The sequence below is a fragment of the Amycolatopsis sp. NPDC114505 genome, assembly GCF_055633615.1.
This window is the reverse complement of sequence record NZ_JBVKDV010000004.1, coordinates 571,855-591,994: the sequence shown is the minus strand read 5'-3', so window position 1 is coordinate 591,994 and position 20,140 is coordinate 571,855. Positions and strand designations below refer to the sequence as shown.

Genomic DNA, 20,140 nt, shown 5'->3' with positions numbered 1-20,140 from the left:
GTCCACGTCATCGTTCCCGCACCCGCACTGTCCGCCGGTACGGTGAGCACCTCCGTCTTTCTGGACCTAGTAGGTGTACGAGACGATGCCCGGCATACCCGGCGTGAACGCGAACGTCTCCGGCAGACCACTACCGCCTGGCCACTTGCCTTCCGGGCATTCCTTGGACGACACGTCGCTGAGTCGACCTAACCCCAGGACGTCGCGGACAGTGTGACCTCGGAACGCTGGTGGTCGGCGGTTTCCGCTGCCGCCATCGCGCCATCGGTGCCGGTGAGCGCGATGGCGAGCGCGACGTGCACGCCAGAAGCAGAGGATTGATTGCTCGCCGTGGTGTGGCCTGGGTCGGCCGCGGGGGTGAGCCGGTGTGTGCTGGTGCATCCGGGTGATGTTGCGGCCGGTGACTCAACCGGCCGCTCACGGCCGGCGTGGTCAGCGAGCTTGGCCGGACGCCTCCGTCGATGGGAGATTCATGCGCGCGAAATGGGTTTTGACCGGGCTTGTGGCCTTCGTCGCCGGAACCTCCCTCGCGGCTCCGACCGCCTCCGCGGCTACTCTCTACGGCTGCCCTGACTTCAACTTGTGCTTCTACTTCAACAGCAACTTCGAAGGCGCCCTCGCCAACTATGCCTATTCGGACGGCAACCTCGACAACGAGGTGTTCCGGTGGGGCGGCACGAACGGCCGCGGTGTCCAGGTGAAGAACAACGCCGCCTCGGTCATCAACAACGCAGGCTGGACCGCGACCGTCTACTACAACAGCGGCTGCAACGGCAGCGTCGCCTCGCAGTCGTTCGGGATGTACAGCGGGCACGACTTCACCGCGACCAGGACTAGCGCGGAAACGCCGTGGTCACGTCCGGCCGATGGCGGCGCCGCGCCGGTGCCTTCGTGGCGGTGGCCGCTCTCTCCGGGTGCTCGGCGGCGCCCGCCGCCACGTCCGGCTTTGATCTCGGCGCGGCGCTCGCGAAAGTGCCTGCCGACGTTTCGACGGTGCACGGTCTCGACCTCCCCCTCGACCGGTCGCTGTTGACGCCCGTCGAGGAGCTGGAGGTCATCCAAGCGCGCACCACCCTGATCGAGCGGTGCCTCACGGCCCATGGGATCGGCTTCGCCCTCGAAGCGGTCGATCCCGTGCGGGACGCCGTCAAGCTGCGGCGGCATGGTCTCGTCGACCCGGTCGAAGCCGCGACCTACGGCTACCGCGACCCGGCCGTGTTCGCCGCCCGCTCCGAGGCGCCCGCCCAGCCGCCGCCGGACGTCGTTGCGGTGATCACTGGTGCGCGCACCGGTGAGGTCGGTGGCCGGGACGTGCCGCCCGGGGGCTGTGCCGGTGAGGCGGACCGGGCGATCGCGCCCGACGCGAGGCCCGGTCAGGAGCCGGTGAGCTTCGGGTTGAGCAACCGCGGCTACGAGATCACCCGGACCACGCCGCCGGTGGCCGCGGCCGCCGCGAAGTGGTCGCGGTGCATGGCCGACGCGGGTTTTCGCTACGACGGTCCGGACGCCGCCGTGAACGATCCCGCCTTCGGCTCGGGCCGTGCGTCCGCGCACGAGATCGCCGTTGCCACCCAGGACGTGCGGTGCAAGGAACGGGTCGGGTGGGTCCCTACGTGGGTCGCGGTCGAGCGCGCGGTGGAGGACGTGCTCATTCCGCAGTACGCCGGTGACCTGGCTCGCGAGCGGCAGCACAAGGAGCTGCAGCTTGCGGTGGCGCGGGGGATCAACGGCTGACGAGCGTCAAGGCCGGCGGCGCGGTGGGCGGTGATGGGGCAGCTGGTGAGCCGCTGGCTCCTAGGACTGGGCTCGCGCGAGGATTCCGCGGATCAGGATGTCCACCGACCAGGCGAACCTCTCCTCGCCGGTGCCCGACATGATCTCCGTCCTCGCCGCGTGGATGCGGGGGTACTCCGTCGCCGGGGCTCGGTTGATCGCCTGGGCTACCGGGCCGTCCGGGGCTCCCGGGTCCGCGCCGAGTGCCTGCTCTGCCGCTACCGAGGTGATGAGCATCGTCAGCATGTCGATGGCCCACGCCGCGGTCTTCTGGTCGACGCCCGCTTCGGCCAGGAGCTCCAGGAGGGCTTCGGCGATGCGTAGTGCGTTGGGGCCCACCGCCGTCGTTCGGAACGCCATCAGCGCTACCGCCGGGCTGCTCATCAGGACTTCGGCGTACGAGCGGAGGAGTCCTTCGAGGCGGTCGCGCCACGAGCCCTCTGTCTCGTCGATCTTGACGTCCGCCAATGCGCGGTCCAGCACGAGCGCCTGGAGTTCGCTCATGTCGTTCACGTACACGTAGAGCGATGCCGGGCCTGTGTCGAGTGCCTTCGCGATCTTGCGGAGGTTCATCGGGCCGCCGTCTTCCGCGGTGATCTGGCGCAGTGCCTCCTCGACGATCGCGTCGCGGCTCAGGGGCGGCTTGGCCGGTCTGGTGCGGCGGCTCTCGACCTCGGGGGCTCTGAACGGATCACGGTGGGGCACTGGCGAACGGTATTCGTCGCGAGCCTTGTTCTGCAACTTGACGAACAACGATCGTAACGAATAGCGTTCGTTAAGAGCCGCGGTCGGCTCCATGACCTAGGGGTGATCACCACGTCCGAAAACACCATCGCCATCGTGGGCGCGGGCCTGAGCGGCCTCGTCTGCGCGCGCATCCTCCAGCGCAACGGCATCCCCGTCACCGTCTACGAAGCCGATGCCACACCGGATTCCCGGCGGCAGGGCGGCTCGCTCGACATCCACGAGGACACCGGGCAGCTCGCGCTCAAGGAAGCCGGCCTCTACGAAGCGTTCCGCGCTCGGACCCACGTCGGCGGGGAGGACATGCGCCTGCTCGACAAGACCGGGCGGGTGCACGTCGACCGGCGTGAACCCGCGGGAGGCAGCGGGCGGCCGGAGATCGATCGGACGGAGCTGCGGCAGCTGCTCCTCGAGTCGCTGGACCCGGACACCATCGCCTGGGGGCGCAAGGTCGTCGCCGCGCGGTCCGTCGACGCCGGGCATGTGCTGGAGTTCGCGGACGGCTCCGTGGTCCGCGCCGATCTCGTCGTCGGCGCCGACGGCGCCTGGTCGAGGATCCGGTCGCTGCTGACTCCGGTGAAGCCCCACTACACCGGGATCACCGTGGTCGAGCTGCGCCTGACCGACGCGGCCGTCGAGCATCCGGAAGCGCTCGCGCTCACCGGGCGGGGAAGCTTCTTCGCGCTGTCCGACAACAGGTACATCGGCGGGCACGGCGGGAACACCATCGCGTTCGGCTGCGGCCTGCGCGTCCCCGAGAACTGGGTCACCGACAGTGGAATCGACTGGCACGAAACGGAATCCGTGCGCGCGGGGCTGCTGCGCGAGTACCCCGGCTGGGTCCCGGCCCTGACCGACCTGATCCGCGAGTGCGACGACGACGCCGTCTGGCCGCGGCCGATCCACGCCCTGCCGACGGGGCTCACCTGGGAGCGGGTCCCCGGCGTGACGCTGGTCGGCGACGCCGCGCACCTCATGTCGCCGTTCGCCGGCGAAGGCGCCAACATCGCGCTGATCGACGGCGCCGATCTGGCGCGGGAGATCCTCGGCGGCTCCGACGTCGAAACCGCGCTCGCGCGCTACGAGAAAACGATGTTCCCGCGCGGTGCCCAAGCGGCCGCGGCGTCGCAGAAGGGTCTCGACATGATGTTCGTCGACGGCCGGCCGGTGAAGCTGATCCTGTTCTTCAAGGGCATGTCCGCCGTTTCGAGGTTGGCCCGATGACCACCACCGGCCGGCTGACGCTGGGCGCCGTCGAACTGACCGTCGCCGACCTGGACCGCAGCCTGGACTACTACACGCGGTCCATCGGCCTGCAGATCCTCGACCGCGAGGCCGGGAGCGCGTGGGTGGGAGTGCCCGGGCTGGTGCTCGCCGTCCTGCGGGAACGACCCGGTGCGGGCCTCCCGCCGGCGTCGAGCCCGGGGCTCAGCCACTTCGCGCCCCAGGTTCCGGCGCCCGCCGACCTGGCCCGGTTCGTGAAGCACTACGCGGCCGAGCACGCCGAGTTCGAGCTGGCGAACCACAGCGTCGCGCACTCGTGCTACGTCGTGGACCCGGACGGTCACTGCGTGGAGGTCACCTGCGCCCGCCCGCGCGACGAGTGGCGCTGGCAGGGCGACCAGCCGGCGGTCGTCGCCGATCCGATGAAGCTGACCGACTTCACCGACGAGCCCGGCGCGGACGAGCCGTTCACCGGGCTGCCGGCGGGGACCGAAATGGGGCACGTCCAGCTGAAGGTGACCGACGCCGAGCTGAAGGCCACCGAGCCCTTCTACGTCGACCTGCTCGGTTTCGACGTCCAGGGCAGGCTGGGCACCATGTTCCTCGCGATCGGGGTGAGCGAGCACCGGGCACTGCTCGTCCTCACCAACCGGTTCAGCCCGGACGGTGGCGAGCCCGTCCCCGTGGACACCGCGCACCTCGTCGGCGTCGACCTGCTGCTGCCCACGGCGGACGACGTGCACGCGCTGGCCGGCCGGCTCGCCGCGGCCGGCTACCCGCACGCGCTTTCGGCGGACGTGCTGGAAGTGCGTGACCCGTCGGGAAACCTGCTGCGCTACTCGAACACTCCGTAGCCCTCGACGGCGTGGGCCCGGACGCCGTCCATGTCGAGCTCCACGCCGATGCCGGGGGTGTCGGGAAGCGTGATGTAGCCGTCCTTGACGATCGAGCCGCTCCCGTCGGGGGCGTGGACGTAGCTGTCCCACACCGCGCGTTCCTCGAGGGCGTGCCATTCCTGGACGAGGAAGTTGGGGATCGCGCCGCATTGGTGCGACGTGGCCATCGTGCCCAGCGGCGTCGACACCAGGTGCGGGGCGAACGGAACATAGTGCAGCTCCGCGAGGTTGGCGATCTTCTTGGCCTCGGCCAGGCCGCCGCACTTCGGGACGTCGGGCTCGATGACGTCCACGGCGCCGCGTTCCAGCAGCTCGCGGAATCCCCAGCGCAGGTACAGGTTTTCGCCCGCGCAGATCGGCGTGCGAGTTTGTTCGCGCACCCGCACCAGCGCGTCGACGTTCTCCGCCGGCAGCGGCTCCTCCAGCCACATCAGGTGGAACGGCTCGAGCTCCCACGAGATCCGGCACGCGCTCGGCACGTCGTAGCGGGCGTGCAGGTCGATGGCCAGGTCGACGTCCGGTCCGATCGCTTCCCGGACGGCCGCCACGCGCTCGACCATCGAGCGCAGCTCGGCGGCGTTGATCGTGTGGTTGAAAGTGTCGAACTTGGCCGGGTGCTTGAGGTTGTCGATGTCGAACTTGATGGCGGTGAAGCCTTCGGCGACCATCCGCTGGGCCCGGTCGACGCACCCGGCGACCGAACCCGCCGGGTCGTCGCCGTCGCCGCAGTCGGCGTAGAGGCGGATGCGGTCGCGGAACTTCCCGCCGAGGAGCCGGTAGACCGGCTGGCCCGCGGCCTTGCCCGCGAGGTCCCACAGCGCGAGCTCGATCCCGGACAGCGCGATCACGAACACCCCGCTCTGGGCGCCCGCGAAAACCTTGCTGCGCCGCAGTTTCTCCCAGCACCGCTCGACGTTGCGCGGGTCTTCGCCGATCAGGAGGGGTGTCAGGGAGTCGATCATCCCGACCACCGCGCCCGCGCCGGCGTCGGGATTGGCCTCGCCGAAGCCGCTCAGGCCTTCGTCGGTGTCGATCCGCACCAGGGTGGCCTGACCGTGGTAGGCCACCACCGCCGTCGTGACGTTCACGATCCGCATTGCTCTCCCGCCGCTGAGTATTGCCGGTGAAAGGTCTGTCGCGAAGTCCAACTTGTCCTATAAGCTGATGACATGCCAAGGAGACAAGAGTCTCCGGACGCTGTCAAGGTCCGGACTCTTCCGGTGCAGGTGGCGGCCCACCTGACCCGGCGCATCGTCAGCGGTGAAATCGAAGATGGCCGGGCCCCGTCGGAGCTCGACATCTCGAACGAGTTCGGGGTGTCCCGCGTGGTGGCGCGGGAGACGCTCAAGATCCTTGCCTCGCTGGACATCGTCGAGGTCGCGCAGGGCCGCCGCGTCGTCGTCCGCCCGCGCGCGGAGTGGGACTACCTGAGCCCGTTGCTGATCGAGTGGCTGCCGACGGAGACCGTTGACGAACTGCTCCAGGAGCTGTATCAAATGCGGGCACTGCTCGAGCCCGAGCTCGCCGCGATGGCCGCGGCCGGCATCACCGACGAGACGCTGGCGCGGCTCAAGGGCGAGATCGACCGCATGGCCGCGCTCGAAACGGATCCCGAGGCCTACCTCGAGGTCGACCACGAATTCCACATGGAAATCTGCCGGGCGGCCGACAACCGCATCCTCGACCGGATCATGTACTCCGCCCGCTGGCTCGGCACGGCCAGCCGGCGCGTCACCAACGAGGCACCGGCCGGGTTGCGCCGCGCCACCGCCCAGCACACCGAGATCTACGAGGCGCTCGTGGCGCGCGACCCGGCAAAGGCCCGCGAGGCGATGCGCAAGCACCTGAGCAACAACTTCTCCACGCTCCTCGCGGAGAAGAAGCAGCGAAGCAAGCGGGCCGCCAAGCGGCGTTAGCACCCCTGCACGACCGAGTTCCGCCAACTGTCGACGAGGACGGACGAGGCATGGCAGCACCTGCGATCCCGCCGATCCGGCTGGGGCTGATCGGTACGGGGCTCGCGGTCGAGAAGCTGCACTGGCCGGCGTTGTGCGGGCTCGCCGACCGGTTCGCCGTCACCGCGTTCACCGACTCTTCCGCCGACCAGCGCACGAGGTTCGCCGGCTACAGCGGGGTCGATCCGGCCCGGGCCGTCGCCGACCGGGCCGCGTTGCTGGCCCGCGACGACGTCGACGCCGTGCTGATCTCGGTGCCGATCCCGCACCTGTACGAAGTCGCGTGCGACGCGCTCGCGGCGGGCAAGGACGTGTTCTGCGAGAAGCCCGCCGGCGGCGACGAGGAGCAGGCCGCGGCCTTCCTGGCCCTGGCGGCCGGACACCCGGACCGCACCTTCATGGTGGGGGAGAACTACTTCTACCGCGACGACCTGCGCTACGCCCGCGCGTTGCTCGACGACGGCGCGATCGGGCGCCCGCACCTGATGGCGTGGCGGCACGCCGGCCGGTCGGTGCCCCGGGCGGGCGGGTTCACCGGCACGCCGTGGCGGCAGCGGCCGCAGTACCGCGGCGGCGTGCACCTCGACTTCGGCGTGCACCACATCGCCCAGATCCGGCTGCTCTGCGGCGACGTCGCGCGGGTGCACGGTGCCGTGCAGGCGGCCAACAGCACGATCGACGCACCGTCGGACCTCACGCTCAACCTCGTCTTCACCGGAGGCGCCATCGGCAACTACACCGCGTCCTTCCCCGAGATCCCGGTACCGCCCGAACCCAACGACATGCGGCTGTACGGCACCGAAGGCGTGCTCGTGCTCGGCGGATCCGAGTCGGAGCGCCGCGTGACGCGCAGCAGTCCCGACGCCACCGCCCACACGACCGTCTTCCGCGGCAGCGACAACGGCTACCGCGCGGAGCTCGCCGACTTCGCCGACGCCGTGCAGTTCGGCGTGCGGCCGGTCGGCAGCGTCGCCCAGAGCGTGGCCAACGCGATGGTCGTCCTGCGGGCGCTCGACTCCGCGGACCGGGCGGCCGCACTGGCGCTCGACCCCGTGCCCGGCGCGGGCCCGGTACCGCTGTGGCGGCCCCGCGGCTCGGCCGGCCTGTTCGACGGGCTGCCGGGACACCGCATCAGCAGCACGGCGTCCTTCGCCGCGTGAACAACCCAGCTTGAAGCTCGCAGCTTTGAAAACTCGCAGCGTGGCACTCGCCTCGCTGCCCCCGCCGGTCGCAACGTCGCCCCGTCGGTACGAGGAGTTGTCATGGAAGAGAAAACTGACCTGTCGAGGCGCACCTTCCTCGGGATGAGCGCGGGGGTGAGCGCGCTGGGCGTGCTCGGTCTCGCCGGCTGCGGGAGCGGTCCCGCACCCGCGCCGCAGGTCGACGTCCAGGTGCCCAAGGCACTGCTTGACCAGGCGGCGGCGCTGCGCGGCGGGTCGGTGGGGATGCTGTCGCAGAAGCTGTACTCGGAGGCCGCCAACAAGGCGCTGGACAAGTCGCTGCAGGTGTTCGCACAGGCCACCGGCACCACGGTCCGCAACGACCTGGTTTCCGGGGACGCCGGCGACATGGTCGCGAAGATGGACGCCGAGGTGAAGGCGGGCACCAACCGCGATCTGGCCTTCATGAGCGATCTGCGGTTCGTCGGCCAGCTCCACAACCTCGGCGCCCTGACCGACGTCACCGACGTGGTCACCGAGATGAAAGCGCTTTACGGGGAGCCCGCGACGGAGGCGACCAACTACTGCGTGTTCGACGGGCGCTGGTTCGCGATCCCGTACCACTTCATCGCGTCCGGGATGTACCTGCGCAAGGACTGGTACGCGGAAAAGGGTCTCCCGCTCAAGCCCCACTACACGTGGGAAGAGCTGCGCGACAACGCGTTGGCGGTGTCGGACCCGGCCAAGCGGCGCTTCGGCTGGGGGCTCACGGTGAACCGCTCCGGGGACGCCAACGGCTTCATCCAGAACGTCATCAGCACCTACGGCGGCGCGATCGCGGACAACACCGGCACGAAGGTGGTGTTCAACTCGCCGGAGACGGTCGCCGCCGTCACGTTCATCGGCGACATCTACACGAACCCGAAGTACGCGCCGATGCTGCCACCCGGGATCGGCAGCTGGACCGACTCGAGCAACAACGAGAACTGGCTGGCCCAGATCCTGGGGCTCACGCTCAACCAGTTCAGCGTCTACGCTGACTCGAAGACCAAGAAGAACCCGGTCTACGCCAACACCCACCCGTTCAACGGCGCCACCGGACCGGCGATCGACCAGCCGCTCGCGTACGGCCAGTCCAACTCGTTCGTCGTGTTCAAGGGGGCGAAGAACCCCGACCTCGCCAAGCTGGTGGCGAAGTTCATGGTCAGCGGGAGCGCGCTGCTCGGGGTCGCGAAGGAAGCACCGTGCCTGGTCAACCCCGCGTGGGACAAGGTGTGGGACTCCGACCCGTACTACACCACCGGTGACCCGGCCTTCGCGGCGCTGCGGGAGCAGACCCGCGTGAAGCTCCCGCTGAAGACCCGGACCGGCTACGCGTTCCCCCAGGCCCCGAGCCCCGGCGAGCAAGCGTCCATCGCCGCCTACCTGCTGACCGACATGATGCAGTCGGTCATCCAGGGTACCCGGCCGGCCGACGCCGTCGCCTCGACCCACGCCCGGATCGTGCAGATCTTCGAGCAGCAGGGCTACAAGCAATGACGGTCGTGCGTCCGAAGAGGACACCGACGGCGCCGGCCCGGCCGGCGCCGAGCTCGTCGTCGCTCACGCCGACGCAGCGGCGGCTCGGGCGGGACTGGCGCCTCGCGGCGGTGTTCATCGGGCCGACGCTGGTGCTGGTCGCCGGCCTGATCCTGGTGCCGATCGTCAGCTCGGTCTTCACCAGCTTCACGGAACGCCACGGCGCGGAAACGGTCTTCGCCGGGCTGGGCAACTACACCGCGCTCATCGGCGACGCCCTGTTCCACAAGGGCGTGCTCAACTCGTTCGTCTTCACCGCCTACGCCGAGATCTTCAAGGTGGTCCTCGGGCTCATCGCGGCGTTGATGCTGCACCACATGCGGCGCGGGCGGGCGCTCATCGCCGGGGTGATCCTGCTGCCGTGGGTGATCCCGACGGTCGTCACGGCGTTCACGTGGCGGTCGCTGCTCGACCCGATCTTCGGCAGCGTCAACGTCCTGCTGACCGACTCGGGGATCGGGCCCGCCCTCGCCGCGATGGGGCTCGTCGACAAGTGGCCCGCGGAGTGGCTGTCCGATCCCGCGCTCGCGCTGCCGGCGGTCATCCTGGTCAACGTCTGGAAGGGCGTCCCGTTCTTCACGGTGACGTTCCTCGCCGGGCTCAAGGCCATCGACAGCGGGCTCCACGAGGCGGCGATGGTGGACGGCGCGTCGCCGTGGCAGCGCTTCGTGCACATCACGCTGCCGGGGCTGCGGCCGGTCATGATCGTGACGGTGCTGCTGTCGTCGATCTGGACGTTCAACAACTTCGACCTGATCTGGCTGATGACCCAGGGCGGACCGGGGGATGCCACCGCCCCGTACGTGATGGTGGCCTACTCGAAGGCCATCCAGCAGCTGCAGCCGGGCGCGGGCGCCGCGGTCACACTGGTGATGCTGCCCATCATCGCCGTCCTGGTGGTGATCCTCGTGCGGATGATGCGGCGCACCGACCAGCCGGGCGCCGCGGACCTGGGGCGACGGCGGCTGGGTCCCGCCCAGCGCCGGGCCCTGCCGTGGGTGATCGTCGCGGGCTCGGCGCTCGTCCTGGTCTGGGCGTCGCCGCACATCGTGTGGAAGGCCGCGCTCGTGCTGGGCGTGTTCGTGGTGCTCGCGGCCGCCGTCGGCCGGGTCGTCTCGGTGCTCGCCATCCGGGGCAACCGGCTGGCCGCCCGCGTGGTCGGCGTCACCGGCTCGGGGGTCGCGCTGGTGGCCCTGCTGGGTTTCGTGCTCGCCCCGCTCTACTGGATGACGGTCACGGCCTTCAAGTCCGACGACCAGATCGTCGCGCGCACCGACGACCTCTGGCCGGCCCCGTGGACCACCGAGCAGTTCACCAACCTGTTCACCGGGGCGTTCGGCACCTGGTACGTCAACACGATCCTGGTGTCGGTCGCGTCCACCGTGATCGCCCTGGTCTGCGCGGCACTGGCGGGTTATGCGCTGGCGCGGCTGAAGTTCCGGGGTTCGGAGAGCTTCACCGTGACGATCCTGCTCACCTACGTCATGCCGGGCGCGCTGCTGTTCATCCCGCTGTACCAGCTGATGAGCGGGATCGGGCTCAACGACTCGCTGTGGTCGCTGGTGCTCGCCTACCCGACGTTCACCCTGCCGTTCGCGACGTGGCTGCTCGTCGGCTACTTCAAGTCGATCCCGGCCGACCTCGAGGAGGCCGCGCTGGTCGACGGCTGCACGCGGCTCGGGGCGTTCCGCCGGATCGTGCTGCCGCTGGCCAAGCCGGGCTTGCTCGCGGTCGCGCTGTTCACGCTCACCAACGCGTGGAACGAGTTCCTGTTCGCGTTCGTGTTCATCACCAAGGACGAGAACAAGACGCTGCCGGTCGGCATGCAGTCGATGATCTTCGGCGACGTCGTGCCGCAGGGGCAGCTGGCCGCCGCCTCGCTGCTGGTCAGCATCCCGGTCGTACTCATGTACGGGTTCGGGCAGCGGTTCCTGACCGAGGGCCTCACCGCGGGGGCGGTGAAGGGATGATCAGCGAGGACCACGTCGCGACCGCGTCCCGGCCGAGTGACCTGCGCATCACCGACCTGCGGGTGGCCAACCTGGCCGGGGTGCCGTTCCGCTCGTCGATCATCCGGATCGACACCAACCAGGACCTCGTCGGCTACGGGGAGGTGCGCGACGGCGCCAGCGCCACCTACGCGCTGATGCTCAAGAGCCGTCTCGTCGGGGAAAACCCCTGCAACGTCGACAAGATCTTCCGCAAGATCAAGCAGTTCGGGTTCCACGGCCGCCAGGGCGGCGGGGTCTCCGGCGTCGAGATGGCGCTGATGGACCTGGCCGGCAAGGCGTACGGAGTACCCGCGTACGCGCTGATCGGGGGCCGGTTCCGGGACGAGATCCGGTGTTACGCGGACACTCCGTCGCTGCCGGACCCGCACGCGATGGGCGCCCGGCTGCTGGAACGCAAGCAGCGCGGGTTCACGATGCTGAAGATGGACGTCGGCGTCGACCTGCTGTGGGACGTGCCGGGGGCGCTGATCGCGCCGCCGGGCGCCCGTTCGGACGTCACGACGATGCACCCGTTCACCGGCATCCAGGTCACCGCGCGCGGCGTCGAGCACCTGGTGTCCTATGTGGACATCGTCCGCTCGGTCGTCGGCTACGACGTCGCGCTGGCCGCCGACCACTTCGGCCACATCGCCCTCGACTCGTGCATCCGGATCGGCCGCGCGCTGGAACCGTTCACGCTGGCGTGGATCGAGGACCTGATCCCGTGGCAGCTGACCGACCAGTGGCGGCAGCTGACCGAGGCCGTCGCGGTCCCGACGTGCACGGGGGAGGACATCTACCTGCTCGACGGCTTCCGTCCGTTGCTGGACGCGGGTGCCATCCGCGTCGTGCACCCGGATCCGGCGACGGCGGGCGGGATCGCGGAGACCAAGCGGCTCGGCGACTACGCGCAGGAGCGCGGGGTCGCGATGGCGCTGCACCTGGCGGCGTCGCCGATCGCGACGATGGCGTGCGTGCACCTGGCCGCCGCCACGGAGAACTTCCTCGCGCTCGAACACCACGCGGCCGAGGTGGAGTTCTGGAGCGACCTCGTCACCGGCCTGCCCCGCCCGCTGATCCAGGACGGCCGCATCACGGTGCCGGACACGCCGGGCCTGGGGTTCGGCGACCTCGACGAGGAGGTGCTGCGCCGCCACCTCGACCCGCGCGACCCGGTGTTCTTCGCCGAAACGAAGCACTGGGACGGAGAGTCGAGCCACGACCGGCTGTGGAGCTAGGCGCGGCCGTTTTCCGCCCGCCAGCGCTCGTACTCGGGCCGGGCCTCGTCCGACAGCGGGTAGTACAGCCGCATGTCGCCGCCCTCGGACAGGCGGATGCGGGAGAACTCCTCCCATTCCGCGTGTTCCTGGGCGTGGGCCACCAGGGCCGGGGCGAGCTTGACCGGTACCACGACCGCGCCGTCGTCGTCGGCGACGATGATGTCGCCCGGCTCGACCAGCGTGCCGCCGCACGCCACCGGGACGTTGACCGCGGCCGGGACGATGCCGGTCTGGGTGTGGAAGTTCGGGGTGGCGCCGCGGATCCACAGCCCGAGGCCGAGCTGCTTGGCCTCGCCCGTGTCGCGCAGGCAGCCGTCGACCACGACGCCCGCGCCGCCGCGGCCCTTGAAGAACGTCAGCATCATCTCGCCGAACACGCCGCTCTCCATGTCCCCGCGCGCGTCCACGACGATCATGTCGCCCGGCCGCGCGTGGTACATGACGTGCCGGTGCAGCTGCTTTTCCGGTTCCTCGTACTCGTCGACGGGGTAGCGGTCCTCCCGCTTCGGCAGGAACTGCAGCGTCAGCGCCGGACCGGCCACGCGCACGCCCGGGGTCACCGAGACCGGGCCGCGGATGAAGGCGCTGCGGATGCCCATGCGGCTGAGCTCGCCGCTGGCCGTCGCGCTGCCGATGGCCGCGAGCGCCGCGCTGAGCTCGGCGGGCGGGCGAACGATGTCGTGCGTCTCGACCACGTCGGTTGCTCCCTCAGGTCCGCGCTGACGGTGACTTCCGGAGGAGATCTTGAGTCGAGCCTACCCGCTCGGCGACGCGCCGAGGGGCAAAGATCGATCCGAGCCCGCTGCGGAAGGCCGAACCCGATCGAGTGATCGTCGCTGTTTAGACTGGCCCGCGTATCTAGGGAGGGATATAGCGGTGACAACCGTCGTTGCTGATGTGCGGGTCGAGCGCAAGTTGCCGGCGCCGGTGTGGTGGACGGTGCTTTCCGGCGTCGTGCTGCTGGTGGCGGTGGTGGGGTACACCGTGTGGACCGGGCTCTGGACCGCGACCGGCGTGTACCTCGAGGACTTCGTGTCGTACGTGGCCACCGGCCGGGCGGTGCGGGCGGGGCAGCCGCTGTACGAGCCGGGTATCTCGCACTTGCCGATGATCGGCGGCACCTTCAAGTACACGCCGTTCGCGGCCGGGGTTTTCGCTGTGCTGTCCGCGGTTCCGCAGCTGCTGTTGCCGATGGTGGCGGTGCTGGCGAACCTGTTCGCGCTGCTGGCGGTGGTCTGGATCGCGCTGGGCAAGCAGGGGTACGCGGCCGATCACGGCCGGGTCGCGGCGACGGCGGCGTTGACGGCGCTGGCGTTGCCGCTGCAGCCGGTGCTCATGAACTTCACGGTGGGTCAGGTGAACCTGATCCTGGTCCTGCTGGTGCTGGCGGACCTGACCGGCCGGGATCGCTGGTGGAGCGGCGTCGGGGTCGGGCTGGCGGCGGGGATCAAGCTGACGCCGGGGTTCTTCATCGTCTACTTGCTGCTGACGCGCCGGTTCCGGGCCGCGGCGGTGGCGACGGGGACGTTCGTGCTGACCGTGCTGGCGGGGTTCGTGGCGTTGCCGCACGATTCGGGGGTGTTCTGGTCGGCGAACGTGGCGGATCCGTCGCGGATCACGGGTACCGCGGCCAGCGCGATCTCGCCGGAGAACCAGTCGATCCGGGGTGCGGTGTCCCGGTTGCTCGGTGTCGCGGATGTGGCCGGCCCGGTGTGGATCCCGGTGGCGGTGGTGGTCGCGCTGCTGGCGTTGTGGGTCGCGGTGCGTGCGCACCGGCAGGGGCGTGAGCTGCTGGCGGTGTGCGTGGTCGGGGTGGCGATGGTGCTGGTGACGCCGTGGACGTGGACGCATTACTGGGTGTGGCTGGTGCCGTTCTTCGTGATGGCGGCCTGCGGCGCGTGGCGGTCCCGGACGTGGTTGCCGGCGGCGGCGCTGGTGGCGGTGTACCTGCTGGTGTTCGGCTGGCGGGTGAGTGACCGGGCCGATGCCCCGATCGTCGGCTTGGTGGTCCTTCCGGAGAGCTATCCGCCGGTGCTGCAGGCCGCGGCTCATGCGTTGTACATCGTGCTGGCGGCGGGTTTGCTGGTGTTGGCCGCCGTCCGTCCCGGCTGGCTGAACCCGGGAGGCCTGGCCGCGCCCCCGCTTGACCGCGGCCAGACCCCCGGTGGTCAGCGGGCGAAGGTGAACCAGTTGATGTTCACGAAGTCCGACGAACCGCCGCCGAACGTCAGGTAGACGTCGTGCACTCCCGTCGCTGAGCCGACGATGTTCGCCGGCACCGTCTGCCAGTTCTGCCAGCCGCCGTTGTTGGCGAAGTCGATCTCCGCGAGCACCGGGCCCGACGTGCTGTCGACGCGGGCCAGGATCGCGCCGCTCACCCCGGCGGCCGCGCCCGAGGCCAGGCGGGCGACGAACTGGCGCGGGGAGCTCGAGCCGAAGTCGACGCCGGAGTACTTCAGCCAGTCGCCGCCGGCGATCCAGCCGACGTCGGTGCCGCCTTCGCTGCAGGCCTCGTTCTGGGTGCCGCTCTGGGCGCTGAACGACTCCGCCTGGATCGTCGAGTAGGCGCTCGTGCCACCGGGCGGGGGTGTCGTGCCGCCGCCCGCGCCCGGGCCGAGCGCGACCGTCCAGGACGTCGGCGCCGGGTCCTGGAGGTGGCCGTCGACCGGCTGGGCGCCCGTCGGGCCGACGTCGTCGTACGGGAAGGCGTAGCCGATCGTCGCGTGCTGGTGGACCAGCCGCGCGTAGTGGTTCGTCGTGGGGTCCTTGTAGTACTGGGACGGCGGGACACCGTCGGGCTGGTTGTTGCCGCCGCCGACCAGCAGGCTGCTGCGGTTGAGCGCGGCCGCGAGGCGGGCGGCGATCGCGCCGCGGGCGTCCACGCCGGAGTTGTACAGCGGTCCGCTCGCGCAGCCGAAGATGTCGATCGCGCTCGGCTTGGTGAACGGCACGCCGTTGGTGTTCAGGCCGGCGAACACGATCGTGTCGCCGCTGACCGTGCCCGTGTAGGAGCCGATGCTGCCCTGGCCGTTGATCGTCAGCGGGGTCGAGCGGTAGTGGTCCCAGACGGCGTTCAGGTAGCCGGTCCAGTAGCCGCCGAAGTCGGTCGGGGAGTGCCCGGGCGCGAGCACCCGCACCACCTTGCCGGACGTGTCGGTGACGACCAGCCGGTCCCACGGGGCCCCGTCCGTGTTGTGCTGCGCGCGCAGGCCGTCCGCGATCGCCCCGAGCGCGCCGTCCGGCAGCGGGCTGACCGACTGCGCGCCGGCCGCGCCCGTCGTCGCCATCGACACCGGCAGCGCCACCATGTCGACGTAGCTGATGTTCGCGTAGAGGTTCGCGCTGTTGTAGGTGAACTCGCAGAACGTCCAGTTCGTCTGCCAGTTCGGGTCCGAGCTGGTGAAGCCGGGCTGCACGAGCCCGGGGCCCGGGTTGACGAAGAACTGGATCCTCTTGTCCGCCGAGAACCAGACCCGGCCGCCGATGATGTAGTCGTGCAGTGTCACCGTGACCTGTGACCCGGAGCCGCCCAGCGGGATGGCGTAGTCCGGGATCGGCGTCACCGGCGAGGACGGGTTGGACAGGCGGTGGAACTGGCCGTCGGCCGTCACGAAGCCGGGCCAGCCGGAACTGTCCGCGCCGCTGATGTAGGCGTAGACGGTTCCGTTGCCGGAATTGTTCTTCAACGTCAACGGCAGGGTCGCCGCGGCCCGCGCTTTCGGCGCGGTGACGGCAGACCACAGTGGCGCGCTGGTCACGGCGGCCGCGAGACCGGCGGTGACGAAGGTACGCCTGGACAGCATGGCGCCTCCTCGGGGAGGGCGGCGACGTGCGTGGCGGCGACACGTGTCCGCGGGGTGGGGGAAGCCGAACGCTAAGTACGTGGCGCCGACGTGGTCAACACCACCAGGTCAGGTGTGGTACGAGCGGCCGCCGAGCCTGCCCTCCCGTACAGGTGCGCCATTCGGAGCAATGCGTGGCAAATGTCCACCGGGAACACGAAGAACGCAATTCCGGAGATGCTTCCTACTCCATTCGTGGCGTACTCATCCGGAGCGATCAACTTAGGTTGTCAGGGGCAGCGACCTTTTCCGCTAGCCGGACCACGGCCCGGACCGGTTAGCTGATCACTGGGCGCCGCGCGGGCGGTGCTCGGCTGAAAAGACCCGGCGGGAGCACTCCCCCCTCCCGCCTGCGAAGGTACGACGTCCGGTGCGCCCAGCCCCCAGTACGGTGCACCGGACGTCGTGCCGCCACGGGGAAAACGATCGTCCACAGGGGACGGACGAGCGTCAGACGGTGGCCGCGGCCCGGAGGTGACGGCGGGCGCTCTCGGCCAGCTCGTCGATGTTGCGGTCCAGCAGCGTCTTCAGGTAGCCGGGGCCGATGCCGAAGTCGTCGAACCCGGTGACCAGCCCGCGCAGCTTGTCGATCCGCACGTCGCCGCGCTTGGCCGGCATCTCGACCAGCTTGCGCTCGGCGCGCGCGCCGAGGCGCTCCTCCAGGCCGTCGACGATGTCCTCGATGGCCTCCGACCGCCCGGACGCCACGTTGACGACCTCGTCCCGGATGCCCTGGCCGAGCAGCGAGTCGATCATCCGCATCATGTCGCCGACGTCGAGCAGGTCGCGGGAGACCCCGGAGTGCAGCGTGACCTCACCCGAGAGCACTTGGCGGGTCAGCGACGGCAGCAGCTGGTGCGACGACTGCCCCGGCCCGACGATGTGCGAGAGCCGCAGGACGAGCCACCGCGCGCCCGACAGCGCGCAGACGTGTTCGAGGCACAGCTTGTGACGGCCGTAGGGCGTGAGCGGGAAGACCGCGCCGCCCTCGCTGCCGACCGACTGGTCGGCGCCGTACATGCCGGTCGAGGCGGTGGACAGGAAGATCACCGTGCGGCCGGCGGCCCGGCAGCGGTCGATCACGTCGTAGACCAGCGTGGACTCGCGCTGGAACGCGGACACGTCGCTGACGAGCACGGTCGACACGCCCGCCGCGATGAGCGTGACGTCCGGGTACCGGTCGCCGAAGTACCGGCGGGTGTGGTGCGCGATGAAGCCGGTTCCGATGATCTCCATCAGCGGGTCACCGTCCGGTCGTCGGCCACCCCGGCCGCGTTCGAGAACACTTCGTCGGCGAGCCGCGCGGTGTCCACGGAGGAGGAGAGCCAAGCCGCTTCGGAGTCGTCGCGCCCGGCCAGCGCGGCGACGGCGAACGAGCGCAGCGACAGCTCGAACTGGTGCGCCGGGGGGAGCCAGAGCTCTTCGACGTGGTCCTGTTCTTCGATGCGCAGCACCGGTTGCCGGCCCGGTGGGGGCGTGAAGGCGCGGTCCAGCGACAGCGCCGCGGCGCTGCCCCAGAGCTCGTACCGCGAGCGGTAGCTGTGCTGGAAACCGAAGTCGAGGGACGCGGTGACGCCGCTGGCCGAGGTGAGCAGCGCGTGCCCGGCGACGTCCACGCCGCCCTCGTCGAACCGCAGGGTGGCGCCGGTGACCCGGAGATCGGGCCCCAGCAGGAAAAGCGCCGCGCGCAGCGGGTAGACGCCGACGTCGAGCAGCGCCCCGCCGCCGAGCGAGGGCTGGTAGCGGATGTCGTCGGCGGGCAGCGGCGGGATGCCGAACGACGCGGTGAACGTCCGGAGCTCGCCGAGCCGGCCGGCGTCGAGCAGGTCGCGCACCCGCGTGTGCTGGGGGTGGTGGATGAACGTGAAGTTCTCGCGCAGCACCAGGTTCTGCTTCGTGGCCAGCTCGGCCAGGTCCTCGGCCTGCTCGAGGTTGAGCGTGAGCGGCTTCTCACACAGCACGTGTTTCCCGGCCAGCAATGCTTTCCTGGTCCACTCGTGGTGCAGGCTGGTCGGCAGGGAGACGTACACCGCGTCGACGTCGGAGCGGTCCAGCAGCTCGTCGTAGGTCGTCGCGGTGGCGTGGAAGCGCCCGGCGAACTCCGCGGCCTTCTCCGGCGAGCGGGCCGCGACGGCGGTCAGCGCCAGCTCGGCCACGGCGGCCGCGGCGGGCAGCGTGCGCCGCGCGGCGATCGACGAGCAGCCGAGCGCGCCGAGCCGCAGGGCCCGGCTCACCGCAGCCCCCGCAGGCACGCGATAAGGCTGCGGGCCTGCACGTTGACGTAGTGGCTGTGCCGCAGCAGCTCGTTGAGCTGGTTCAGGGTGAGCCACCGGAAGTCGGCCAGCCCGGCGTCCGGGAAGTCCGCGGGCACCTCGATGATCTGGTAGTCGCTGTACGCGTGGTGGAACCGGCCGCCCTCTTCGGAAAGCTGGGCGGAGAACAGCACCTGGTCTTCTCTTCTGCCGAGCACCATGTCGAGGAACGGCGGCCGGTCCGCGGCCGGGGTGAGCACGTAGTTGTCCGGGGTGCACTGCACGGTCGGGGCGAGCTCCACCACGTCGAGGTAACCGGGCTCGACCCGCGCGTTGAGCAGTGCGTGCAGCACGCCGTCGACGCGTTTCACCAGCAGGGCCACCACACCCGCGCCGTGCGGCCGGACGAGCGGCTGGGTCCACTGCGCGACTTCGCGCCCGTCGGTGGTGATGTCGACGGCGATGATGCTGAAGAACAGGCCGAGCTCGTGCGAGATCTCGGCGGGCGTCCGGACCCAGTTCGCGACCTCGCTCAGCGGGAGCGAGCTGGTGCGCACGACGTGCTGGGCCTGGCGCGAGGTGATCCAGCTGAGCACCTCGGTGCGGGTGTGCAGGCTGCCGGTGGGCTGGGCCGAGGAGCGAGCCACGGCCGCGGCCAGGTCGCTCACGGCGTCGGCCTCGTGGCCTTCGAGCCCGCCGGGCATGCAGGACAGCACCGTGCGGGCGTCCATGTTGACCAGGTTGTCCTGCTTGAGCAGCTCGTGCAGCTGGCCGAGGGTGAGCCAGCGGAAGTCGTCGGGCAGCTCGTCCTCGCCGGGGAACTCCGCGGCCTCGACGATCATGTTCCGGTTGCGCTTGCGGTAGAACCAGGAGCCCTGCTCGGACTGCAGGACGTCGGCGAGCACGGTTTCCGGGTCCGGGTCGCGGAAGTGGTCCAGGTAGGGGACCGGCCGCCCGCCGTGGACGCGGGTGTAGTTGCTCTTGGTCGCCTGGACCGTCGGCGAGACCTGGACACCGTTGACGTTGCCCGGCTCCGACTTCGCCTGCATCAGGCAGTGCAGGACGCCGTCGATCTCCTTGACGAGGATGCCCAGGATACCGATTTCCGGCTGGTTGATGATCGGCTGCGACCAGTGCGTGACCGGCCCGTGGTCGGTGTCGACCTCGAGCCCCTCGACGCCGAAGAACCGGCCGCTTTCGTGCCGGAGATTTCCGGAGCCGGGGTCGAAACCCCATTGCCGGAGCTGGCCGAACTCGATGCGGCGGACCTCGTGGCGGTGGGCGAGGTTGCGGTCGTCGATCCACTTGGCCACGACGTCGTTCGGGGTGGCGACGCCGTCGGTGGCGGCGGCGGACTTGGCGAGCCGGTGTGGCAACGTCACGTCCGGTTTGCGGAGCAAGCCGGTTCCAGTGTGACGCTCCATGGATTTCACCTCGCGTGGCCG

The 20,140-nt window shown here is 70.2% G+C and carries 17 protein-coding genes; 10 read left to right on the top strand and 7 right to left on the bottom strand.

Annotated features, from left to right (window positions below; all coding sequences use genetic code 11):
* Positions 1-472: 472 nt before the first annotated feature.
* Entirely contained in the window at positions 473-1,033 is a 561-nt protein-coding gene (locus ACZ7OU_RS40600; RefSeq protein ID WP_470259350.1) for a peptidase inhibitor family I36 protein, read from the top strand.
* Positions 994-1,734, top strand: coding sequence for a hypothetical protein (locus ACZ7OU_RS40595; protein ID WP_470259349.1), 741 nt, complete (start codon positions 994-996; stop codon positions 1,732-1,734). Before ACZ7OU_RS40600 ends, ACZ7OU_RS40595 begins: the two co-directional genes overlap by 40 nt.
* A gap of 60 nt (positions 1,735-1,794) precedes the next feature.
* On the opposite strand, the gene ACZ7OU_RS40590 is transcribed toward ACZ7OU_RS40595, so the two are convergent.
* The gene (locus tag ACZ7OU_RS40590; protein WP_470259348.1) at positions 1,795-2,478 is read right to left on the bottom strand and encodes a TetR/AcrR family transcriptional regulator; all 684 of its coding nucleotides are present in this window, start codon (positions 2,476-2,478) and stop codon (positions 1,795-1,797) included.
* Between the two features lie 102 nt (positions 2,479-2,580).
* On the opposite strand from ACZ7OU_RS40590, the gene ACZ7OU_RS40585 reads away from it, so the two are divergent.
* Together ACZ7OU_RS40585 and ACZ7OU_RS40580 are read left to right on the top strand one after the other, a co-directional pair.
* Positions 2,581-3,741: an FAD-dependent oxidoreductase gene (locus ACZ7OU_RS40585; RefSeq protein WP_470259347.1), complete on the top strand. Its 1,161-nt coding sequence runs from the start codon at positions 2,581-2,583 to the stop codon at positions 3,739-3,741.
* The gene (locus ACZ7OU_RS40580; RefSeq protein WP_470259346.1) at positions 3,738-4,595 is read left to right on the top strand and encodes a VOC family protein; all 858 of its coding nucleotides are present in this window, start codon (positions 3,738-3,740) and stop codon (positions 4,593-4,595) included. Before ACZ7OU_RS40585 ends, ACZ7OU_RS40580 begins: the two co-directional genes overlap by 4 nt.
* Here the strand turns inward: ACZ7OU_RS40580 and ACZ7OU_RS40575 are convergent.
* Positions 4,577-5,734: a mandelate racemase/muconate lactonizing enzyme family protein gene (locus ACZ7OU_RS40575; RefSeq protein WP_470246041.1), complete on the bottom strand. Its 1,158-nt coding sequence runs from the start codon at positions 5,732-5,734 to the stop codon at positions 4,577-4,579. The genes ACZ7OU_RS40580 and ACZ7OU_RS40575 overlap by 19 nt on opposite strands.
* A 72-nt stretch (positions 5,735-5,806) precedes the next feature.
* Here ACZ7OU_RS40575 and ACZ7OU_RS40570 point away from each other — a divergent pair, with 72 nt between their 5' ends.
* The 5 genes from ACZ7OU_RS40570 (at position 5,807) to ACZ7OU_RS40550 (ending at position 12,559) form a co-directional block, all read left to right on the top strand.
* On the top strand, positions 5,807-6,553 hold the full coding sequence (locus ACZ7OU_RS40570) for a FadR/GntR family transcriptional regulator (protein WP_470259345.1): 747 nt from the start codon (positions 5,807-5,809) through the stop codon (positions 6,551-6,553).
* A 50-nt stretch (positions 6,554-6,603) separates the two neighbouring features.
* Positions 6,604-7,752, top strand: a complete 1,149-nt coding sequence (locus tag ACZ7OU_RS40565) for a Gfo/Idh/MocA family protein (RefSeq protein ID WP_470259344.1) — start codon at positions 6,604-6,606, stop codon at positions 7,750-7,752.
* A 102-nt stretch (positions 7,753-7,854) separates the two neighbouring features.
* Complete coding sequence (locus ACZ7OU_RS40560; protein ID WP_470246044.1) at positions 7,855-9,291, top strand: extracellular solute-binding protein; 1,437 nt, start codon at positions 7,855-7,857, stop codon at positions 9,289-9,291.
* Positions 9,288-11,300 carry an ABC transporter permease gene (locus ACZ7OU_RS40555; protein ID WP_470259343.1) on the top strand — a complete coding sequence of 671 codons (2,013 nt, stop codon included), beginning with the start codon at positions 9,288-9,290 and terminating at the stop codon, positions 11,298-11,300. Before ACZ7OU_RS40560 ends, ACZ7OU_RS40555 begins: the two co-directional genes overlap by 4 nt.
* A complete protein-coding gene (locus ACZ7OU_RS40550) occupies positions 11,297-12,559 on the top strand; it encodes a mandelate racemase/muconate lactonizing enzyme family protein (protein ID WP_470259342.1) in 1,263 nt (420 codons plus the stop codon). The genes ACZ7OU_RS40555 and ACZ7OU_RS40550 overlap by 4 nt, the downstream gene beginning before the upstream one ends.
* Here the strand turns inward: ACZ7OU_RS40550 and ACZ7OU_RS40545 are convergent.
* The gene (locus tag ACZ7OU_RS40545) at positions 12,556-13,296 is read right to left on the bottom strand and encodes a ribonuclease activity regulator RraA (RefSeq protein WP_470259341.1); all 741 of its coding nucleotides are present in this window, start codon (positions 13,294-13,296) and stop codon (positions 12,556-12,558) included. The two genes, ACZ7OU_RS40550 and ACZ7OU_RS40545, sit on opposite strands and share 4 nt — an antisense overlap.
* 181 nt (positions 13,297-13,477) lie before the next feature.
* Here ACZ7OU_RS40545 and ACZ7OU_RS40540 point away from each other — a divergent pair, with 181 nt between their 5' ends.
* Positions 13,478-14,836 (top strand): glycosyltransferase 87 family protein, encoded by a 1,359-nt coding sequence (locus ACZ7OU_RS40540; protein ID WP_470259340.1) that lies wholly within the window; start codon positions 13,478-13,480, stop codon positions 14,834-14,836.
* On the opposite strand, the gene ACZ7OU_RS40535 is transcribed toward ACZ7OU_RS40540, so the two are convergent.
* The 4 genes from ACZ7OU_RS40535 to ACZ7OU_RS40520 form a co-directional block, all read right to left on the bottom strand.
* Positions 14,770-16,404 (bottom strand): beta-1,3-glucanase family protein, encoded by a 1,635-nt coding sequence (locus ACZ7OU_RS40535; RefSeq protein ID WP_470259339.1) that lies wholly within the window; start codon positions 16,402-16,404, stop codon positions 14,770-14,772. The genes ACZ7OU_RS40540 and ACZ7OU_RS40535 overlap by 67 nt on opposite strands.
* Before the next feature lie 489 nt (positions 16,405-16,893).
* Positions 16,894-17,679 (bottom strand): NAD-dependent epimerase/dehydratase family protein, encoded by a 786-nt coding sequence (locus tag ACZ7OU_RS40530; RefSeq protein ID WP_470259338.1) that lies wholly within the window; start codon positions 17,677-17,679, stop codon positions 16,894-16,896.
* A complete protein-coding gene (locus tag ACZ7OU_RS40525) occupies positions 17,679-18,695 on the bottom strand; it encodes a Gfo/Idh/MocA family protein (protein WP_470246051.1) in 1,017 nt (338 codons plus the stop codon). The genes ACZ7OU_RS40530 and ACZ7OU_RS40525 overlap by 1 nt, the downstream gene beginning before the upstream one ends.
* Positions 18,674-20,119: an NDP-hexose 2,3-dehydratase family protein gene (locus ACZ7OU_RS40520; RefSeq protein ID WP_470259337.1), complete on the bottom strand. Its 1,446-nt coding sequence runs from the start codon at positions 20,117-20,119 to the stop codon at positions 18,674-18,676. Before ACZ7OU_RS40520 ends, ACZ7OU_RS40525 begins: the two co-directional genes overlap by 22 nt.
* Positions 20,120-20,140 lie beyond the last annotated feature (21 nt).

What these genes read in the sequence shown, in the direction of transcription:
- ACZ7OU_RS40560 (WP_470246044.1), top strand. Translation starts at nt 7,855, where the DNA reads ATGGAAGAGAAAACTGACCTGTCGAGGCGCACCTTCCTCGGGATGAGC.
- ACZ7OU_RS40550 (WP_470259342.1), top strand. Translation starts at nt 11,297, where the DNA reads ATGATCAGCGAGGACCACGTCGCGACCGCGTCCCGGCCGAGTGACCTG.
- ACZ7OU_RS40570 (WP_470259345.1), top strand. Translation starts at nt 5,807, where the DNA reads ATGCCAAGGAGACAAGAGTCTCCGGACGCTGTCAAGGTCCGGACTCTT.
- ACZ7OU_RS40520 (WP_470259337.1), bottom strand. Translation starts at nt 20,119, where the DNA reads ATGGAGCGTCACACTGGAACCGGCTTGCTCCGCAAACCGGACGTGACG.
- ACZ7OU_RS40565 (WP_470259344.1), top strand. Translation starts at nt 6,604, where the DNA reads ATGGCAGCACCTGCGATCCCGCCGATCCGGCTGGGGCTGATCGGTACG.
- ACZ7OU_RS40580 (WP_470259346.1), top strand. Translation starts at nt 3,738, where the DNA reads ATGACCACCACCGGCCGGCTGACGCTGGGCGCCGTCGAACTGACCGTC.
- ACZ7OU_RS40575 (WP_470246041.1), bottom strand. Translation starts at nt 5,734, where the DNA reads ATGCGGATCGTGAACGTCACGACGGCGGTGGTGGCCTACCACGGTCAG.
- ACZ7OU_RS40600 (WP_470259350.1), top strand. Translation starts at nt 473, where the DNA reads ATGCGCGCGAAATGGGTTTTGACCGGGCTTGTGGCCTTCGTCGCCGGA.
- ACZ7OU_RS40535 (WP_470259339.1), bottom strand. Translation starts at nt 16,404, where the DNA reads ATGCTGTCCAGGCGTACCTTCGTCACCGCCGGTCTCGCGGCCGCCGTG.
- ACZ7OU_RS40530 (WP_470259338.1), bottom strand. Translation starts at nt 17,679, where the DNA reads ATGGAGATCATCGGAACCGGCTTCATCGCGCACCACACCCGCCGGTAC.
- ACZ7OU_RS40555 (WP_470259343.1), top strand. Translation starts at nt 9,288, where the DNA reads ATGACGGTCGTGCGTCCGAAGAGGACACCGACGGCGCCGGCCCGGCCG.